The organism is Tepidiforma sp. (assembly GCF_034433535.1).
In the GTDB taxonomy this organism is placed as follows: domain Bacteria; phylum Chloroflexota; class Dehalococcoidia; order Tepidiformales; family Tepidiformaceae; genus Tepidiforma.
Window position 1 is genome coordinate 1 of record NZ_DAOUAO010000019.1, and the last position, 17,051, is coordinate 17,051.

General features: G+C 69.0%; 17 protein-coding genes and 1 pseudogene. 17 read left to right on the top strand and 1 reads right to left on the bottom strand.

Annotated elements, in window-relative coordinates; translation table 11 throughout:
- The 17 genes and pseudogenes from VAE46_RS01255 to VAE46_RS01335 form a co-directional block, all read left to right on the top strand.
- A pseudogene (locus VAE46_RS01255) lies at positions 1-770 on the top strand (prealbumin-like fold domain-containing protein); the annotation flags it as partial.
- A 373-nt stretch (positions 771-1,143) separates the two neighbouring features.
- Complete coding sequence (locus VAE46_RS01260) at positions 1,144-1,425, top strand: ATP-dependent Clp protease adaptor ClpS (protein ID WP_322795090.1); 282 nt, start codon at positions 1,144-1,146, stop codon at positions 1,423-1,425.
- Positions 1,426-1,473: 48 nt separating this feature from the next.
- Positions 1,474-2,031, top strand: coding sequence for a LysM peptidoglycan-binding domain-containing protein (locus tag VAE46_RS01265; RefSeq protein ID WP_322795091.1), 558 nt, complete (start codon positions 1,474-1,476; stop codon positions 2,029-2,031).
- Entirely contained in the window at positions 2,028-2,543 is a 516-nt protein-coding gene (locus tag VAE46_RS01270) for a hypothetical protein (protein ID WP_322795092.1), read from the top strand. The genes VAE46_RS01265 and VAE46_RS01270 overlap by 4 nt, the downstream gene beginning before the upstream one ends.
- A gap of 92 nt (positions 2,544-2,635) precedes the next feature.
- The gene (locus VAE46_RS01275; protein ID WP_322795093.1) at positions 2,636-3,763 is read left to right on the top strand and encodes a trypsin-like peptidase domain-containing protein; all 1,128 of its coding nucleotides are present in this window, start codon (positions 2,636-2,638) and stop codon (positions 3,761-3,763) included.
- A gap of 83 nt (positions 3,764-3,846) precedes the next feature.
- Entirely contained in the window at positions 3,847-4,884 is a 1,038-nt protein-coding gene (locus tag VAE46_RS01280; protein WP_322795094.1) for a trypsin-like serine peptidase, read from the top strand.
- Entirely contained in the window at positions 4,877-5,611 is a 735-nt protein-coding gene (gene radC / locus VAE46_RS01285) for a RadC family protein (protein ID WP_322795095.1), read from the top strand. Before VAE46_RS01280 ends, radC begins: the two co-directional genes overlap by 8 nt.
- Before the next feature lie 84 nt (positions 5,612-5,695).
- Positions 5,696-6,481 (top strand): SDR family oxidoreductase, encoded by a 786-nt coding sequence (locus VAE46_RS01290; protein ID WP_322795096.1) that lies wholly within the window; start codon positions 5,696-5,698, stop codon positions 6,479-6,481.
- 42 nt (positions 6,482-6,523) lie between these two features.
- Complete coding sequence (locus VAE46_RS01295; protein ID WP_322795097.1) at positions 6,524-7,330, top strand: pseudouridine synthase; 807 nt, start codon at positions 6,524-6,526, stop codon at positions 7,328-7,330.
- Positions 7,327-8,001: a (d)CMP kinase gene (gene cmk / locus VAE46_RS01300; protein WP_322795098.1), complete on the top strand. Its 675-nt coding sequence runs from the start codon at positions 7,327-7,329 to the stop codon at positions 7,999-8,001. Before VAE46_RS01295 ends, cmk begins: the two co-directional genes overlap by 4 nt.
- Positions 7,992-8,714 (top strand): lysophospholipid acyltransferase family protein, encoded by a 723-nt coding sequence (locus tag VAE46_RS01305; protein ID WP_322795099.1) that lies wholly within the window; start codon positions 7,992-7,994, stop codon positions 8,712-8,714. Before cmk ends, VAE46_RS01305 begins: the two co-directional genes overlap by 10 nt.
- Positions 8,689-9,624, top strand: coding sequence for a 4-hydroxy-3-methylbut-2-enyl diphosphate reductase (gene ispH / locus VAE46_RS01310; protein ID WP_322795100.1), 936 nt, complete (start codon positions 8,689-8,691; stop codon positions 9,622-9,624). Before VAE46_RS01305 ends, ispH begins: the two co-directional genes overlap by 26 nt.
- A gap of 55 nt (positions 9,625-9,679) precedes the next feature.
- Positions 9,680-11,101: a DUF512 domain-containing protein gene (locus VAE46_RS01315; RefSeq protein ID WP_322795101.1), complete on the top strand. Its 1,422-nt coding sequence runs from the start codon at positions 9,680-9,682 to the stop codon at positions 11,099-11,101.
- Between the two features lie 126 nt (positions 11,102-11,227).
- Complete coding sequence (locus VAE46_RS01320; RefSeq protein WP_322795102.1) at positions 11,228-12,775, top strand: acyl-CoA carboxylase subunit beta; 1,548 nt, start codon at positions 11,228-11,230, stop codon at positions 12,773-12,775.
- Positions 12,776-12,880: 105 nt separating this feature from the next.
- Positions 12,881-13,732, top strand: a complete 852-nt coding sequence (locus VAE46_RS01325) for an HDOD domain-containing protein (protein WP_322795103.1) — start codon at positions 12,881-12,883, stop codon at positions 13,730-13,732.
- Positions 13,733-13,857: 125 nt separating this feature from the next.
- A complete protein-coding gene (gene pckA / locus VAE46_RS01330; protein ID WP_322795104.1) occupies positions 13,858-15,444 on the top strand; it encodes a phosphoenolpyruvate carboxykinase (ATP) in 1,587 nt (528 codons plus the stop codon).
- A gap of 68 nt (positions 15,445-15,512) precedes the next feature.
- Positions 15,513-15,935: a hypothetical protein gene (locus VAE46_RS01335; RefSeq protein ID WP_322795105.1), complete on the top strand. Its 423-nt coding sequence runs from the start codon at positions 15,513-15,515 to the stop codon at positions 15,933-15,935.
- Here VAE46_RS01335 and VAE46_RS01340 read toward each other — a convergent pair.
- Entirely contained in the window at positions 15,932-17,032 is a 1,101-nt protein-coding gene (locus tag VAE46_RS01340) for a calcium/sodium antiporter (protein ID WP_322795106.1), read from the bottom strand. The two genes, VAE46_RS01335 and VAE46_RS01340, sit on opposite strands and share 4 nt — an antisense overlap.
- Positions 17,033-17,051 lie beyond the last annotated feature (19 nt).

The window sequence follows — 17,051 nt, forward strand, 5'->3', positions numbered from 1 at the left end:
ACGCCTACCTCGGCTGGGCGTTCGGCAGCATCGTCGGGGACAGCGTGACCTGCCCGGCGCAGCCGACCGGCACCGGGAACGCGAGCGTGCTGCTGACCACCGTCAGCCCGCAGGCCGCGGTCTGCTTCTACAACCAGGCGCGGGTGACCATCCGAGTCCACAAGACGCTCAACGTCGTCGGCTTCACCTCCAACGGCCAGGGCTGGTCGTTCACCCTGGCGGGCTGCGGCATCACCCCGCAGACCGGCACCACCGACGCCCAGGGCATCGTCGAGTTCACCAACCTGCCGCCGGCCATCGGCTGCAGCTACACGGTGACCGAGACGCAGAAGCCCGGCTGGACGCCGCAGTACATCTCGCAGAGTGCGGCGCCGACCCAGGGCGGGCAGGTGGTCACGCTCGAGTTCCTGAACATCCGGGACTACAACCCGCCGTGCGTGGACCCGAGCGACAACCGCTGCCAGCCGCCGGTGACGACCACGCCGACGCCGCCGACGTCGACCCCGACCCCGCCGACCAGCACCGCGACGCCGCCTCCGTCGGAGACGCCGTCGGAGACCCCGCCGCCGTCGCAGCCGTCGCCGACCTCGACGGTCGCGGGTGAGCGGACGCCGGGCCCGGGCACCTCGCCGACGCCGCTGGCGCCCGCGACGGGCTTCGGCTTCGGCAGCGGGCAGTCGGGCATGAGCACCCTGCTCATGGTCCTCGGGCTCATCACCCTCAGCCTCGGCCTCGGGTTCCTCGCCCTCGGCCGCCGCACCAACCGGTAGCCCCACCCCGCGCCTCCCCTCCCGGGAACGGGGAGCCCCTCCCCGGGGCCTCCCCTCCCGGGAGCCGGGAGCCCATCCCCGGGGCCTCCCCGCCCCACCGGGAGCGGGGAGCGGGGAACGGGCACCACAGCACACCTCAGCAGGGGCCCTGGCAGCCAGCCGGGGCCCTTTTAGGTTGGAGGTGGGAGGTGGGAGGTGGGAGGTTGGTTCGCTCCCGGCTCCCCGCTCCCACCTCCCTCGGCTCCCTGCTCCCGGTTCCCTGCTCCCCGCTCCCTGGGGCGGCCGCGGCGGCGGGAGGCTCCCTGGGGCGGCCGCGGCGGCGGAGGTGGGCTCCCGGTTCCCGGGTGGGGGAGGGTTGGGTAACGTTGGGGTGATGGCGACGCCGACGGTGGAGCTGGACCCTGAAGTGATTGAGCGGCTGCTGCCGCCGTATCGGGTGGTGCTGCACAACGACGACCACAACACGATGGACTACGTGGTGCGGACGCTGCGGCGCTGCGTGCCTTCGCTGACGCTGGAGGAGGCGGCGGAGATCATGCTGACGGCGCATCTTCGCGGCAGGGCGACGGTCATCGAATGCCCTAAAGAGGCAGCCGAGCACTATCGGCATTGCCTCGAAGCGGCCGGATTGACGGCCACCATTGAGCCGGTCTGAACCGGCGCGTTTCCCGAGCGGGCCGGGAGCGCGTACCCTAGCGTCGCGATGAGCGAGACGCTGTGCCACTACTGCGAGCGCGCGGCGGTCGCGGACTGCCCGAGCTGCGGTCGGCTCTACTGCGAGGAGCACGGGGGCGAGGTCTGCCTGCGATGCATGGCGCCCGAAACGGCCGTGCCCTCGGCGCGGGTGTTCCGGGGGTCGCTGGCGGCGCTGGGGCTGGTGACCCTGATCACGGCGTTCCTGCTGATTCGGCCGCCATCGAGCGGCGGGGAGGCGCCACTGGTGCGTGAGCTGCCGAGCCCAACGCCGGCGGTGACGGCAACCGCCACGCCAACGCCGCGCGGCGGCCAGCCTTCGCCCACGCCACAGCCGGGGACGCCGGCAGCGACCACGGCTCCCGGCACCGCAACGGCGAGCCCCGCCGCAAGCCCGACGGCACAGGCCACGCCGACGCCCTCCGCGCGGGTATACACGGTGAAGTCCGGCGACACGCTGTTCCAGATCGCGCTGGATAACGGGACGACGGTGGACGCGATCCTGGCAGTCAATCCCGGGCTGGACCCGGATACGCTTACAGTGGGGATGGAGATTCGGCTGCCATGAGCGCCTACGGCGACCCCCAGCTCGAGCGCGAGCTGAAAACGCGGGCGGTGCGAGCGGGCATCCTGAGGTCCGCCGTGCTGTGGACGCCGCTGGGGCTCGTGGCCGCGGGCGCCTTCGTCTATTTCTTCATCGACCGGGCGTTCCGTGGCGGCGAAGGCGGCTCGACGTGGTTCCTTGTGGTGGTGCTGGGCCTGCTGGCGCTGCTGTTCGGCTACCAGGCGGTGCAATCGGTGCTGGACCTGTTCACGCAGCCCCGAAAGCGTCGCGGGCGGGTGACGCGGATGTGGTCGCGGCGGGATTCGCTGGTGGCGAAGACGTACTACCTGCGGGTCGATCGACAGATCCTCCGGGCAGACGCGCACGGGATTGCGGGGGTGCGCGAGGGCGACTGGGTGGAGGTGACCTACTTCCCGCACTCGGCGGTGCTGGTATGGGCGGATGTGGTGGACGGACCGGGCGACGAAACTGCGGCAGAGGGCGGGGGCCCAACCGAGCGGCGGCGGGAATTGTGAATGTTTTGCGGGGCCGCGGGGTGATTGAGGAACTCGTCAGGTGGTGACGCCCGGGCGGAGCATGCTGCCCCCATTCCTCGGGGAGGGCGAACATGCGCCGGGCGCTGTTGTTGACGTTTCTTGGACTTGCCCTTGCAGCGTTTTCGGCCACTGGATGGAGCGCTTCTGCGGACCAGCGGCCCGGGGACGACGCTTTCGAGCCGGTTGTTCGTCGACTCGAAACGCCTCCACCAGATGCTGTCGAGCGCGCGATCGAGTACCTTGCACAGGTTCCGGATGCGCGCGGGGCTACCGTATTTCCTCCGGACGACCGCACAGCGGTCCTGAATACGACAGGGGAGTTCTATCGAACTGTCGTCCTCATTGTCTATTACGACTTCCATGGACACATTAACGGCCACTGCAGCGGCGTCCTGGTAACCAATAACCTGGTCCTGACGGCGGCTCATTGCATCTATCAGGATGGATGGCAGGTCAGCTCCGCGGTGGTGTTTCCCGGAGCGACCCCCTCGGGCCCGCCCTTTGGCTACGGCATCCCGTACGACGCGATTGTGCCGAGGGCTTGGGCGGATGGCCGCGGGTCGCTGCCGGTCGGGGTGCCGGGACCGGCGTCACCCTACGACGTCGGCCTGCTGTCCATCGGGGAACGCACCTGGACCGCGAATCAGCTCGGGCCGTTCGCCCGCGTCGGATATTTCAGCGACTCCATTATGTCCCGCCCCGATTCGTACCTGTATACGGTCGGGTATCCCGGGGACAAACCACCTGCGTCAATGTGGGAGACGAGCACGACCAATTTCGCGGCGGACGATACGTTCATCTACACGACGGCAGACATCTACTTCGGCCAGAGCGGATCGCCGATCCTGGTCGTAACGCCGCATCTCTCGCTGATTGTCAGCGTTGTTTCAGGGGGCGGGCCGGTGATGAACATTTCTCCGCGGCTCACGATCAACGCGCTCCTGGCACTGGAGAACTGGGCACGGGAGCTGGGCGACTCGCTGACGACCTACGTTGTCACCGATTCGCCCGGGACGCCGACCCCTACGCCGACCAGGACTCCCACGCTGACGCCGACGCCGACGCGGACAGCGACCTCCACGCCAACGCCAACCGCCACCATGACCCCAACCCCGACCCCGACCCGGACGCCGGGCGCGACGCCGACGCCGCGGCCTTCGCCGGCGCCGATTCGGGTCCCGCTGCTGGCGCGCGACTGATTCGGCTATGATGCGCTGGCCCGGCCGGGGCGGCTGCGGGACTGCCAGTTAGCACCGGGTTCGAGGGCGGAGGTTGAGCGCCGATGCATCGGGTGGCGCTGGTGGTGCTGGCGCTTGCAGGGCTTGGGCTGGCGTTCGCCGGGGCGGCCTGGCCGAGCGACTCGGCGGCCGAAGGGCAGAACGGGTACCCGCGCGCCGGGCACGTCTACGAGCGGGTGCGGCCCGTCCCCGCGTTTCAGCCGGAGCCGGCCTCCGATGCAGGCGGGGCGGCTGTCATCGGCGTGGACGGGCGCGTGCGCATTACTGATACGGCGTCGTTCCCGTGGTCGGCGATCGCGTACCTGGAGCTGTACGACGAATTCGATGAGCAGCTCGGCACCTGCACGGGGACGTTCATCTCGCCGGCCGTGCTGCTGACGGCAGGTCACTGCCTGTACGACATCGACACCGGGTGGGTCGAGAACATCCGGGTGGTGCCGGGCAAGGACGGGGCCTTCGAACCGTTCGGCTACGCCTGGGCGGAGGTCTGGTGGGTGCCGGACGCATGGTACGCGACGGGCGGCGACGACTGGGACTGGGGGCTCATCGTGCTCGGGGACGGGTCGCCGGGCGAGGAGGTCGGCTGGCTGACGGTGGCGGTGCTTTCGACATCGACGCTTTCGCTGCCGGACATCGAGCCGGCGATCGTGGGCTACCCGGGGGACAGGCCGGACGGGACGATGTGGTTCGGCTACCAGCCCGCATTCCTCGCCGTCGAGCCGTACGTACTGGTGCACCAGATCGACACGGCGCCAGGGCAGAGCGGTTCGGCGGTCATCCTGACCAACACAACGAACCGGTCGCAGCTGCTGGGCTACGTTGTGGGGGTGCATGTGCGCGGGGTGGGGTCGCAGGGGTACAACGAGGCGATGCGCATCGACGAGGAGTTGCTCAACGACATCCTCGAGGGCTGCCGCCAGATGGACTGCTGGTTCGACTACGTGGTGGAAGAGGTTCCGACCCCGACCGCAACGGCCACGCCCACTCGCACGCCGACTCCGACGGCAACGCCGACGTCGACGCCAACCCGCCCGGCAGGCGGCGGGGTCAGCATCCGCGTGCCGCAGGTGGCGCGTGACTGACGCGGTCCCGACCGGGGAGCGGCCGGACCGCGTGCCCTACCGGACCATCCGCGAGTGGGCAGGCGACGAACGCCCGCGCGAGCGGCTGCTCGAACACGGCCCCGGGGTGCTGGCCGATGCGGAGCTGCTGGCCATCCTGCTGCGAACGGGCCGCAAGGGGGAGAACGTGGTGGACCTCGCGCGGCGGCTGCTGGAGACGCTCGGCGGGCTCCGGGGGCTGGTGCGGGCGGACGCCGCGTCGCTGCAGACGGTCGACGGCCTCGGGCCGGCGAAGGCGGCGGAGCTGGCTGCTGCGCTCGAGCTGGGGCGGCGGGTGCACGCGATCGACCCCGGCGAGCAGCCGCCGCTGCTTCGGCCGGAGGCGGTCTTCGCGCTGCTGGGACCGCGGCTGCTGGGGAAGACGCGAGAGGAGTTCTACGCGCTGCCGCTCGATACGAAGGGGCGGCTGCTGGGCGGGGTAGCGCCGGTCAGCGGCGGCAGCGTGAGCGCGGTGACGATTCGGCCGGCGGAGACCTTCCGGCAGGCGATCATGCTGGAAGCAACGAGCGTGATCCTGGCGCATAACCACCCCTCGGGAGACCCGCGGCCCAGCGCGCAGGACGTGGAGGTGACCCGGGAGCTGATCGCGGCGGGCGAGCTGCTCGACATCGAGGTGCTCGACCACGTCGTGATCGGCGCGAAGGGGTTCGTCTCGCTGCGGCGGGAGGGGCTTGCCTTCCGGGCGTGAGGCGAGTCGCCGATGGGGTGCGCGGGGCGTAGACTGCCGGGCGCAAGGCGCGAGCCGAACGGTGCGATTTGGAGGAGCTGAACGATGGACCTTCGCGGCGGCGTGGTGATTGTGACGGGCTCTGCGACGGGCGTGGGCGCGGCGTGCGCCCGGCTGCTCGCCAGCAAGGGCTGCAACGTGGTGATCAATTACACGAAGTCAGAAGCGGAGGCGCGTGAGACCGAAGCAGCCTGCCGCGAGGTGGGGGTGGAGACGCTGCTGGTGCAGGCGGATGTGGCGGACGATGCGGATTGCCGGCGGATGGCCGCGGAGGCGGTGGCGAAGTGGGGGCGGATTGACGGGCTGATCAACAACGCCGGGGTGACGAAGTTCGTGGACCACACGAACCTCGAGGGGTTGACGGCGGAAGATTTCCAGCGCATCTACGCGGTGAATGTGATCGGCGCCTACCAGATGACGCGGGCGGTCGCGCCGCAGATGAAATCCCAGGGGCGCGGCGCGGTGGTGAACATTTCCTCCATCGCGGGGGTGATGGGCATCGGCAGTTCGATTGCCTACGCGGCATCGAAGGGGGCGCTGAACACGATGACGCTCTCGCTGGCGCGGGCGCTGGGGCCGGAGATCCGGGTGAACGCCATTTGCCCGGGCTTCATCCAGGGGCGCTGGCTGCGCAGCGGGATGGGCGATGCTGCCTACGAGGCGGCGAAGGCAGCGCAGGAGCGCACGACACCGCTGCGCCGGGCGGGGACGCCGGAGGACATGGCGCAGGCGGCCGTCTGGTTCCTGGAAGGGGCGGACCATGTGACCGGGGAGCTGCTGATCGTCGATGCCGGGGCGCACCTGGCCGGGGCGCCGCTCATCGCCCGGTAGGCGGGCTTGCACGGGGGCAGGTCGGGTGGTGGAGTGGGAGCGATGGCTGAGGAACGCCTGCAGAAGATTCTCTCGCACGCGGGGGTGGCTTCGCGCCGCCAGGCCGAGGAGCTGATTCTTGCCGGCCGGGTGAAGGTGAACGGGACCGTGGTGCAGACGCTCGGGGCGCGGGCGGACCCCGAGACGGACGAGATCCTGGTCGATGACGAGCCGATCCGCCGCGAAGGGTACCGCTACTTCGCCCTGAACAAGCCGGCGGGGTTCGTGACCACGGCGCGCGATGAACAGGGCCGGGAGACGGTCCTCGACCTCGTGCCGATCGGAGATGTGCAGCTGCACCCCGTTGGCCGGCTGGACCGCGACAGCGAGGGGCTGGTGATCATCACGAATGACGGCCACCTGACCGATTTGCTGACGCACCCCCGCTACCAGGTAGAGAAGGAGTACCTCGTCGGGCTGGACGGCGCGCTTTCGAAACGGGATCTGGAGCGGATGGTGCGCGGCATCGAGGTGGACGGGGAGCGGCTTCGGGCGGCCTCGGTGGAGCCGACCGCGCCGCCGGGGGACGTGGAGCCCGGGACCGGTGCGAACGCGTGGCTGCTGATCACGCTGCGGCAGGGTCGGAACCGGGAGATCCGGCGGATGGCAGCCGCGCTGGGGCGGAAGGTGGTCTTCCTGCGGCGCATCCGCGTGGGGCCGGTCTGGCTCGGGAACCTCGGGAGCGGCGCGTTTCGTGAGCTGAGCGATGCCGAGGTGACGGCGCTCTACCGGGCGGCGCGGGCGGCCGGGGCCGGGCAGGAGCGGAGCGATAGGCCGGAAGGGCGTGGTCGTCTACCATCGCGCCGATGACGAACGAACCGTGCGCGCCCTGGCCGATTGCCATCGATGGCCCGGCGGCTTCGGGGAAGAGCTCGCTGGGGATGGCGCTTGCGGAGCGGCTGGGCTTCCTGTTCCTCGACACGGGATTGATGTACCGGGCCGTGACGCTGGCGGCGCTGGAGGCGGGCGTCCCCGCTGAGGACGCGGCGATGGCGGAGTTCGCGGCGGGGCTGGACATCCGGGCCGAGGCCGGGACCACGACCCGCATCCTGCTGGACGGGAAGGATGTGACCAACCGGCTGCGGGAGCCGGCGGTGGAGCACCGGGTGAGCGACTACAGCGCGCTGCCTTCGGTGCGGCGGGCGATGGTGGAGGCCCAGCGGGCGATTGCGCAGCGGGGTCCGGCGATCCTTGCCGGGCGGGACGTGGGGACAGTGGTGCTGCCCGATGCGCCGGTCAAGCTGTTCCTCGAGGCATCGCCGGAGGCACGCGCGGCGCGCAGGAGCCTGCAGGCGAGACGCTGGGGCATGGCGCAGGAGGCAGCAGAGGCGCGGCGGGACATCGAACTGCGCGACCGGCTGGATTCGACGCGGGAGACGAGCCCGCTGCGGCCGGCGGAGGACGCGGTAGTCATCGACACGACCGACCTGACACTCGAGGAGGTCGTCCGGTTTGCGCTGGAGGTGCTGGGATGCAGCTGAAGATGCCGCGCCCGGGCTGGCACCATTTCGCCCCGGCGTTCTACTGGGCGTGCACCTACCTGCTGCGCGGTGCGCTCTGGCTGGTGGTTCGGTGGGAGGTGGTGGGGCGGGAGCATGTGCCGCGCGAGGGCGGGCTGATCGTGGTTTCGAACCACCTGAACAACGCCGACCCCCCGATCGTGGGGGCGGCCATCGCGAAGCGGCGCATCCGCTGGATGGCGAAGGTGGAACTGTTCCGCTACCCGTTCGGGATCATCCCGCGGCTGTGGGGGGCGTTCCCGGTGCGGCGGTTCGACGCTGACCTGGGGGCGATGCTGACGGCGGAGCGGATCCTGCGGCAGGGCGGTGTGCTGGGGATGTTCCCGGAAGGCACGCGTTCGCGGACCGGCTACCTTGGTAAGCCGCACCCGGGGACGGCGGTCATCGCGCTGCGGACCGGTGCGACGGTGCTGCCGTGCGCGGTGACAGGCACCGAGAAGCTGCGCAATCCGCTCGTGCTGCTGCGGCGGCCGCGCTTCCGGGTGGTAATTGGGGAACCGATGCAGGTGGAGCGGGTGAAGCGGCCGACCGAGGAGCAGGTGGGCGAGCTGACGGAGCGGATCTTCGGGGCCATCCGGGCGCTCTTACCGCCGGAATATGTCGGTCCCTATACTGGCAGTGAGGGCTCGGAGCAGCCCGGGGAGCCAGATGGTCGAGATTCTCCGCGCGCGTGACATGGGCTTCTGCATGGGGGTGCGCCGCGCCGTGCAGATGATGGAAGCCGAGGCGAGTCCGGAGCGGCAGGTGTTCAGCGTGGGCGAAATCGTTCACAACCCCCACGTGGTGCGGGCGCTGGAGACACGCGGAGTAGTCCAGCTGCCCGGTCCGGACGAGGTGGATGGGGACATCGGCAAAGCGACGGCCGAGCGGGTACAGCGCGGGCGGGTGGCAATCACGGCGCACGGGGTTGGCGAGCGGGTGGTGCGTGAGCTTGAGGCGAGCGGGCTGGAGATTATCGATACGACCTGCCCGATTGTGACGCGCGCGCAGCGGTACGGGCAGAAGTTCGTGCGCGAGGGGTACCACGTGCTGATTTTCGGCGACCCCGGGCACAAGGAGGTGCGGGGAATCGTGGGGTGGACGGTGGACGGGTCGGGGCGTTCGGCGGCGACCATCGTGCCGGATGCGAGCCTGGAGTCGCTGCGGAGGCTGGTTGAGGAGTTCCCGGGCGGCTTCCCGAACAAGGTGGGGGTGATGGCGCAGACGACGCACAAGATGGAGGACTTCGCCCGGTTTGTGGCGAACCTAATGCTGCTGCGGCGCGACTACAACTTCGAAATTCACGTGGTGAACACGCTCTGTCATGCCACCACGGGCCAGCAGGAGGCGGCGGCGGAGCTGGCGCGGCGGGTGGACGTGATGATCGTGGTGGGCGGGAAGAAGAGCGCGAACACGCGGCACCTGCGGGAGGTGGCAGAGGAGCAGGGGACGCGGGCGTACCATATCGAGGGGCCGGAGGAGCTGGAGCCGGCGTGGTTCGCGGGGGTCGAGCGGATCGGGCTGACGGCCGGGGCCTCGACGCCGGACTTCTCGGTGGACGCGGTGGAGGCGCGCATCCGGGAGCTGGTCGGGGCGGGCGCCTGACGTCGCGGGCGGCCCGCGGCCGGGTTCGTTCCGGCGGTCATGCCATAATCGAAGGGTGCGCAGGGAACCGCAGCCGGGGGTGATCGCGTCGGTGCGGCCGGGGTCGCTGGCGGAGCTGGCGGGTCTGGAGCCGGGGGACGCCGTGCTGCGGGTGAACGGCCGGGTGCCGCGGGACGTGGTGGATGTGCAGTTCTACGCGGCCGAGCCCGAGGTAGAGGTGCTCGTCCGAAAGGCGAACGGGCTCGACGACCTGATCGTGTTCGAGAAGGCGATCGACGAGGACATCGGCTGGGAGTTCGAGCGGGCGACGTGGGACGAGGTCATCCTCTGCAATAACAACTGCTTCTTCTGCTTCCTCAAGGGGCTGCCGAAGGGGATGCGGAAAACGCTCTACACGAAGGACGACGACTACCGGCTTTCGTTCCTGCACGGGAACTTCGTGACCCTGACGAACCTGACCGGGGAGGACTGGGCGCGGCTCGAGGAGCAGCGGTTGAGCCCCCTGAACGTTTCAGTACACGCGACCGAGCTGGAGCTGCGGCGCCGGATGCTAGCGAACCCGGAGGCGCCCGACATCCTCGCGCAGCTGCGGCGCCTGGCTGAGCTGGGCATTCAGGCCCACACCCAGATCGTGCTGTGCCCCGGGGTGAACGATGGCGAGCACCTGGTGCGCTCGGTGCGGGAGCTGGGCGAGCTGTACCCGACGGTGCTGACGGTGAGCGTGGTGCCGGTGGGCGCGAGCCCGCGCCTGGAGCAGTGGGCGCTGGAGCGCGACGGCATCCCGCTGGAGCGGCCGACTCCGGCGTATGCGCGCGAGGTGATCGGGCTGCTGCGGCCGCTGCAGCGGGAGTTTCGGCGCCGGTTCGGGGCGACGGTGGTGCAATGCAGCGACGAATATTACGTGACGGCGGGGGTACCGGTGCCGGGCCGGCGAGCGTACGACGGGTTCCCGCAGTACGAGAACGGCATCGGGATGGTGCGGGTGCTGCTCGATGACTGGGCCCGGACGCGCCGTCGGCTTCGCGAGCGAGGGGCGCCGCCGGGCGTGCGGGGTCGGCGGGCGGTGGTCGGGACGGCCCACCTGATGGCGGGAATCCTGGGTGAGGTGGCCCGGGAGTTCAGCGAGCTGACGGGGGCGGAGGTGCAGGTCCGGGGGGTGACGAACCGGGTGTTCGGCGAGCGGGTGAACGTGAGCGGGCTGGTCTGCGGTCAGGATTTTGTGGAGGGCCTGGCGGGCGAGCGCCCGGACTGCTTTATCCTGCCGCGGCCGAGCCTGGACTACTTTGGCGAAAAATTCCTGGATTCGATGACGGTGGAAGAGGCGGAGTCGCGGCTGGGGGCGCCGCTGGGGTTTGCGAGCGCGTTTTCGGAGGTGGTGCGCATCCTGGCGGAGGGGCCGACGCGACCATCGCGGAATGCGCGCAGCAATGGCCGTTTCTGGGCGGAGGAGCCGGCGGCTGCAGCGGCGGGGCCATGAGCGGCGCGGGCGGAGCGGGCGCGAATCGCCCGGGAGGCGGGAGGATGCTATCTTCGGCTGGCACGGCCCGCGCGTTGCAGCTTTTCAAGACAGCGGGGCCAGACTCCCCTACGAGCTGAGGCCAGGATGACCGAACAGTTGACGGCTGAGCAAAAGCTCCAGCAGTTGATCGACCTGAAGCGGGCTGCCGCGCTGGGCGGCGGCGAAAAGCGCATCGAGGCGCAGCATGCCCGCGGCAAACTGACGGCACGGGAGCGGCTGGACCTTTTGCTGGACCCGGGCAGCTTCGAAGAGCTGGACATGCTGATGCGGCCGAGGGGCTCGCTTGAAGGCGGGAACGTGGAGTCGGTGGTGACCGGCTGGGGCAAGGTGGATGGGCGACCGGTGTACGTTTTTTCGTACGACTTTACGGTGGCGGGCGGCTCCCTGAGCGAAGCGGTGGCCGAGAAGATCCTGAAGGTGATGGACCTCGCGATGATGACGGGGGCGCCGGTCATCGGCATCCAGGACTCTGGCGGGGCGCGCATCCAGGATGGGCCTGAGAGCCTGCGGGGCTTCGGCGAAATTTTCGCGATGAACACGCTGGCGAGCGGGGTGGTTCCGCAGATCAGCGTGATCATGGGTCCCTGCGCGGGCGGTGCGGTGTACAGCCCGGCGATTACGGACTTCGTCTTTATGGCGGAGGGAACGAGCTACATGTTCATTACCGGCCCGGACGTGGTGCGCTCTGTGACGGGGGAGGAGGTGACGCAGGAGACGCTGGGCGGCGCCGACGTGCACGCGGCGAAGAGCGGCGTGGCGCACTTCGCCATTGCCGGGGAAGAGGCGACGCTGGCGGAGGTTCGCCGGCTGCTTTCGTACCTGCCTTCGAACAACGCGGAGGACCCGCCGTATGTGCCCACGAACGACGATGTGAACCGGACGGAGGAGGACCTGCTGACGATCGTGCCGGCGGAGCCGAACCGCCCGTACGACGTGCGGGACGTGATCGACCGGATTGTGGATGACCGGGAGTTCATGGAAGTGCAGGAGGCGTTCGCGCCGAACATCGTGGTCGGCTTCGGGCGGATGGGCGGCCGGGTCGTGGGGTTCGTGGCGAATCAGCCGATGCACCTTGCGGGGTCGCTGGATATCAATGCGAGCCGGAAGGCTGCGCGGTTCGTGCGGTTCTGCGACTGCTTCAACATTCCGCTGGTGACGCTGGTGGATGTCCCGGGCTACCTGCCGGGCACTTCGCAGGAGTACAACGGGATCATCACCCATGGGGCGAAGCTGCTGTATGCCTACAGTGAGGCGACGGTGCCGAAGGTAGCGGTGGTGCTGCGCAAGGCCTACGGCGGAGCGTACCTGGTGATGTCGTCGAAGCACCTGCGCGGAGATATCAACTTTGCCTGGCCGACCGGCGAGATTGCGGTGATGGGGCCGGACGGCGCGGCGAATGTGGTGTACCGGGACGAGATTGCGCAGGCGGCCGACCCCGAGGCGAAGCGGAAGGAGCTGATCGAGGAGTACCGGCAGCGGTTCGCGAACCCGTACATCCCGGCGGGCCGCGGGTTCATTGATGACGTGATCGACCCGCGGGAGACGCGACCGAAGATCATCCGGGCGCTGGAGATGCTGCAGAACAAGGCCGACCGGAACCCGCCGAAGAAGCACGGGAATATCCCGCTGTAGTCCTCGGGAACCTCGCGGACGGGAACCGGGGAATCCCCCGATGCGTGGGGTGTTCGCGGGGGCCGAAACTGGTGCGTGAAGCTGCACGCGGCAGGAGGTGTCGGCATGGGGGAGCCCGGGGCCCAGAACGCAACGGTCGATGTGGTCGCCGCGGTGGAAGCGCTGCCGCCGCTGCCAGCGGTTGCGCTGCGGGTGATGCAGGTGGCGCAGGACCCAAAGGCTTCGGCCTCGGACCTGGCGCTGGTGGTGTCATCGGACCCTGGGCTGAGCAGCCGCATTCTGCGGGTGGTGAATTCGGCGGCGTACCGGCGGATGCGGGAGATCACATCGGTGCAGCAGGCGCTGGTGACGATTGGGTTCGTGCAGGCGCGGAACCTCGCCATCAGCGGGGCAATCGCGGGCGCGTATGCGCCGGATGCGTTGAACGCGCTCTTCCGGGTGGAGACGTTCTGGCGGCACTCAATCGCGGTGGCGTTCAAGGCGGCGGAGTACGCTGGCCGCGGGCGGCGGGTGGATGTGCCCAGCGCGTTCACGGCCGGGATCGTGCACAACATGGGGCGGCTGGCGCTGTACTACAAGGACCCGGCGCTGGTCGATCAGGCGGTGGCCAGGGCAGTGGCGGAGGACCGGACACTCGAGGAGATCGAGCTGAACGAGCTGGGGTTCGACCATGCGGCGGCCGGTGCGCTGCTGGCGCGGAAGTGGAAGCTGCCGGAGCCGATCTGCGAGGCTATCGGGCGGCACCACGAGCCGCTGGAGACCGACCAGACGCTGGCGGGCTGCGTGGCGATGGCGGACCGCTACGTGGTGGGCAATGGACTCCTGCCGGGGTATGTGGTGCCGCCAGCGGTGGGCACGCGACCGGAGCCCACGCCGGAGTTCGCGGGGCTGATGCGGCAGGTGCAGGCGCTCATGGAGCTGGTCACGGGAAACCCGGTGGGCGTACGGGCGGCCTAGCTGGGGCGTGCCGAATCTATTGCCAACGCTTATAGCTCGCCTGCCAGATATTCACAGGTTGGAACTCTTCCGCTAGGCTGGGAAGGTCGGACTTTTCGGCGTATTCCGCAGCGGTGGACGACAGTATGGCGATTTCTTCGGCGCCCGGCAACGTGGGCAGCGTGATTATCGAGAATGCGAGCGAGGTGCATCACAACCTTTCGGTCCCGGTGCTTTACGAATACGCGGTGCGGCGGCGCGAAGGAAAGTTGCTGCAGGGCGGGACGTTCGCGGTGTTCAGCGGCGAACGGACAGGCCGGAGCCCGCAGGATAAGTTCGTGGTGAAGACACCGGAGATTTCGGAGCACGTGTGGTGGGGGAAGCATAACCAGCCGCTGCCGGTGGATACCTACCGGCACCTGGAGGCGAAAGCGATCGCGTACCTGCGCGGGCGGGAGCTGTTCGTGCAGGACACGGTGGTTTCGCAGGACCCGGCACACCGGAAGACGGTGCGGGTCATCACGGAGCAGGCCTACCACTCGCTCTTCGCGCGGACGATGTTCATCCCCTCGGACAAGCGGCCGTTCGAGGAGAAGGCGGACCTGACGATCATCCACTGCCCGTTCCTGCACCTCGGCGGGGAGGCAGACGGGGTGCGCAGCGATGCGGTGGTGGCGCTGAACCTGACCGAAGGGGTGATCCTGATTGCGGGGACGGCCTACGCGGGGGAGATGAAGAAGGCCGTCTTCACGGCGATGAACTACTACCTGCCGCTCGAGGGCATTTTGTCGCTGCATTCTGCCGCAAACGTGGACCCGCGGACGGGGAAATCGGCACTGTTCTTCGGGCTTTCGGGCACGGGCAAGACGACGCTGAGCACGGACCCGGAGCGGCTGCTGGTTGGGGACGATGAGCACGCGTGGACCGAGCGCGGTGTGTTCAACATCGAGGGCGGCTGCTATGCCAAGACGATCCGGCTTTCGAAAGAGGCGGAGCCCGACATTTTCGAGCAGACCCATGAATTCGGGACGATCCTCGAGAACGTGATCTTCGATGAGGACACCCGGGAGGTGGACCTCGACGACGCGTCGATCACGGAGAACACGCGCGGGAGCTACCCGCTCGAATCGCTCAAGCATGTGTACCTGGAGCCGGTGGCGCCGCACCCGTCACACGTCATCCTGCTGACGGCGGACGCCTTTGGGGTGCTGCCGCCGATCGCGCGGCTGACACCGGAGCAGGCGCTCTACCACTTCCTGAGCGGGTACACCTCGAAGCTTGCCGGCACGGAAGTTGGCCTCAAGGACCCGGAGATTACGTTCAGCCCGTGCTACGGTGCGCCGTTCATGGCGCTGAACCCGACGGTGTACGCGGAGCTGCTGGAGCAGCGGCTGCGGGCGACCGGCGCGCAGACGTGGCTGATCAACACGGGCTGGACCGGCGGGAGGTTCGGGGTAGGCAAACGCATCGCGATCCTGGAGACGCGGAGGATGGTGCGGGCCGTGCTTAACGACCTGCTGACCGGTGTGGAGTTCCGGCGGGACCCGGTGTTCGGGTTCGAGGTGCCGCTGAGCTGCCCGGGGGTGGACACCCGTCTGCTCACCCCGCGGGAGACATGGGCGGACCCGGACGAGTATGACCGGGCGTACCGCGGGCTGGCCGAAAAGTTCGCGGCGAACTTCGAACAGTTCCGCTCGCTGGTGCGGCCGGAGGTTGCGGCGGCCGGGCCGTGAGGCGGTTCGACCCTGCGCCGGGGCGTCCGTAGAATTTCTCCCAGCGCCAGACCGGAGGACGAATCCGCGTGACGGTTAAACAGCTGAGCCAGCTTCGCCACCAGGGGACGGTGGCTGAAATCGCGAAGGTGAAGTTTCCCTACCCGAACGAGGAGTTCCCGGACTACGAGACGATTGTGAATGTGCCGAAGCCCCGGCTTTCGGTAGGTGAGGCCAACGGGCGCGAGCTGACGCCGGACATCGTGGTGGTGCACAAGCCGGGCCTGTTCCTGCGGATGATGGCCGAGGTGGAGATGCCCGACGCCCTGACCGATGAGTCGGCGGTGAATGACTGGCTGCCGATGTCGAAGATTGGGCCGCTCTACCTGTACGTTCCGGCGGGGATGGTTCCGGAGACGAAGAAGCTGCTGAAGAAGCACAAGATCCGGGTGGCGGGGATTCGCACCTGGCGCTTCCGGCCGGTGTGGGGCCTCGAGGTGGTCGAGGTCTAATCCGGGGCGGGGGACTCGCTGCGCCGCCGGAGGTGGAAGCGGGCGGCAAGGACGAGGATGGTCACGGCAACGATGGGGAGGACGAAGCCGAGCATGACGCGGCTGTACGGCCCGACGGCGTCGTGGTCGGAGGCATCGAGCAGCAGGTAGGCGGTGTAGGCGGCGTAGCAGGCGAGGAGGAACAGACCGTTCGCGCGGGTGATGACGTAGCCGGTGAAGAAGATTGGGAGGGCAGCGGCGGCAACGGCAAGCATCACCGGGATATCGAAGCGGATGGCGGCATCGGCGACAGGGATGCCGCCGGGTGAGACGAGCGCGGTGGCGCCAAGGACGGCGAGCAGGTTGAAGATGTTGCTGCCGACGGCGTTGCCGACGGCGATATCGCGTTCTCCCCGGACGGCAGCGACCACTGAGGTGGCGACCTCCGGCATGGAGGTGCCCGCGGCCACGATGGTGAGGCCGATGACAAGTTCGCTGACGCCGAAGAACTCGGCGATTTCGACGGCGCCGTCGGTGAACCAGTCGGAACCCAGGACGAGCATGCCCAGTCCGCCGACGACAAGGACGACATCCAGCGCCACGGTGCGGGCGTTGACCGGGCGGCCGTCGATCTCGGCTTCGTACTCGGCCTGGACCTCGCGGGTTTCGCGGCGGCTCTTGATGATAGCCCAGGCCGTGTAGGCGATGACGCCGGCGAACAGGAGGAGACCTTCAATGCGGCCGATGACGCCGTTGAGGGCAAAGAGCAGGACCAGTGCGGAGACGGCGATCATCAGCGGGACTTCGAAGCGGACGAGCTGTTGGTGGACCACAAGCGGGGCGACCAGGGAGGCCAGGCCGAGAATGACGAGGATGTTGAAGATGCTGCTGCCGACGACGTTGCCAATGGCGAGGTCGGGCTGGCCGCCGAACGACGAGGCGACGCTTACGGCGAGTTCGGGAGAACTGGTGCCGAAGGCGACGACGGTGAGACCCACGACAAGGGGCGAAATGCCAATGGCAACCGCGAGGTGGCCAGCGCCGCGGACGAGCCCTTCGGCACCGACGATGAGCAGGGCGATGCCGGCGAGAAAGAGCAGCAGGGTAAGGAGATCCATCCGGGCTCCAGTATCCCCC

Bases quoted from the DNA above. Each gene is read 5' to 3' on its own strand.
- ispH (WP_322795100.1), top strand. From the start codon at position 8,689: ATGGTCGAGATTCTCCGCGCGCGTGACATGGGCTTCTGCATGGGGGTG.
- VAE46_RS01320 (WP_322795102.1), top strand. From the start codon at position 11,228: ATGACCGAACAGTTGACGGCTGAGCAAAAGCTCCAGCAGTTGATCGAC.
- VAE46_RS01280 (WP_322795094.1), top strand. From the start codon at position 3,847: ATGCATCGGGTGGCGCTGGTGGTGCTGGCGCTTGCAGGGCTTGGGCTG.
- VAE46_RS01265 (WP_322795091.1), top strand. From the start codon at position 1,474: ATGAGCGAGACGCTGTGCCACTACTGCGAGCGCGCGGCGGTCGCGGAC.
- VAE46_RS01290 (WP_322795096.1), top strand. From the start codon at position 5,696: ATGGACCTTCGCGGCGGCGTGGTGATTGTGACGGGCTCTGCGACGGGC.
- VAE46_RS01295 (WP_322795097.1), top strand. From the start codon at position 6,524: ATGGCTGAGGAACGCCTGCAGAAGATTCTCTCGCACGCGGGGGTGGCT.
- VAE46_RS01275 (WP_322795093.1), top strand. From the start codon at position 2,636: ATGCGCCGGGCGCTGTTGTTGACGTTTCTTGGACTTGCCCTTGCAGCG.
- VAE46_RS01325 (WP_322795103.1), top strand. From the start codon at position 12,881: ATGGGGGAGCCCGGGGCCCAGAACGCAACGGTCGATGTGGTCGCCGCG.
- VAE46_RS01260 (WP_322795090.1), top strand. From the start codon at position 1,144: ATGGCGACGCCGACGGTGGAGCTGGACCCTGAAGTGATTGAGCGGCTG.
- VAE46_RS01270 (WP_322795092.1), top strand. From the start codon at position 2,028: ATGAGCGCCTACGGCGACCCCCAGCTCGAGCGCGAGCTGAAAACGCGG.
- VAE46_RS01305 (WP_322795099.1), top strand. From the start codon at position 7,992: ATGCAGCTGAAGATGCCGCGCCCGGGCTGGCACCATTTCGCCCCGGCG.
- cmk (WP_322795098.1), top strand. From the start codon at position 7,327: ATGACGAACGAACCGTGCGCGCCCTGGCCGATTGCCATCGATGGCCCG.
- pckA (WP_322795104.1), top strand. From the start codon at position 13,858: ATGGCGATTTCTTCGGCGCCCGGCAACGTGGGCAGCGTGATTATCGAG.
- VAE46_RS01340 (WP_322795106.1), bottom strand. From the start codon at position 17,032: ATGGATCTCCTTACCCTGCTGCTCTTTCTCGCCGGCATCGCCCTGCTC.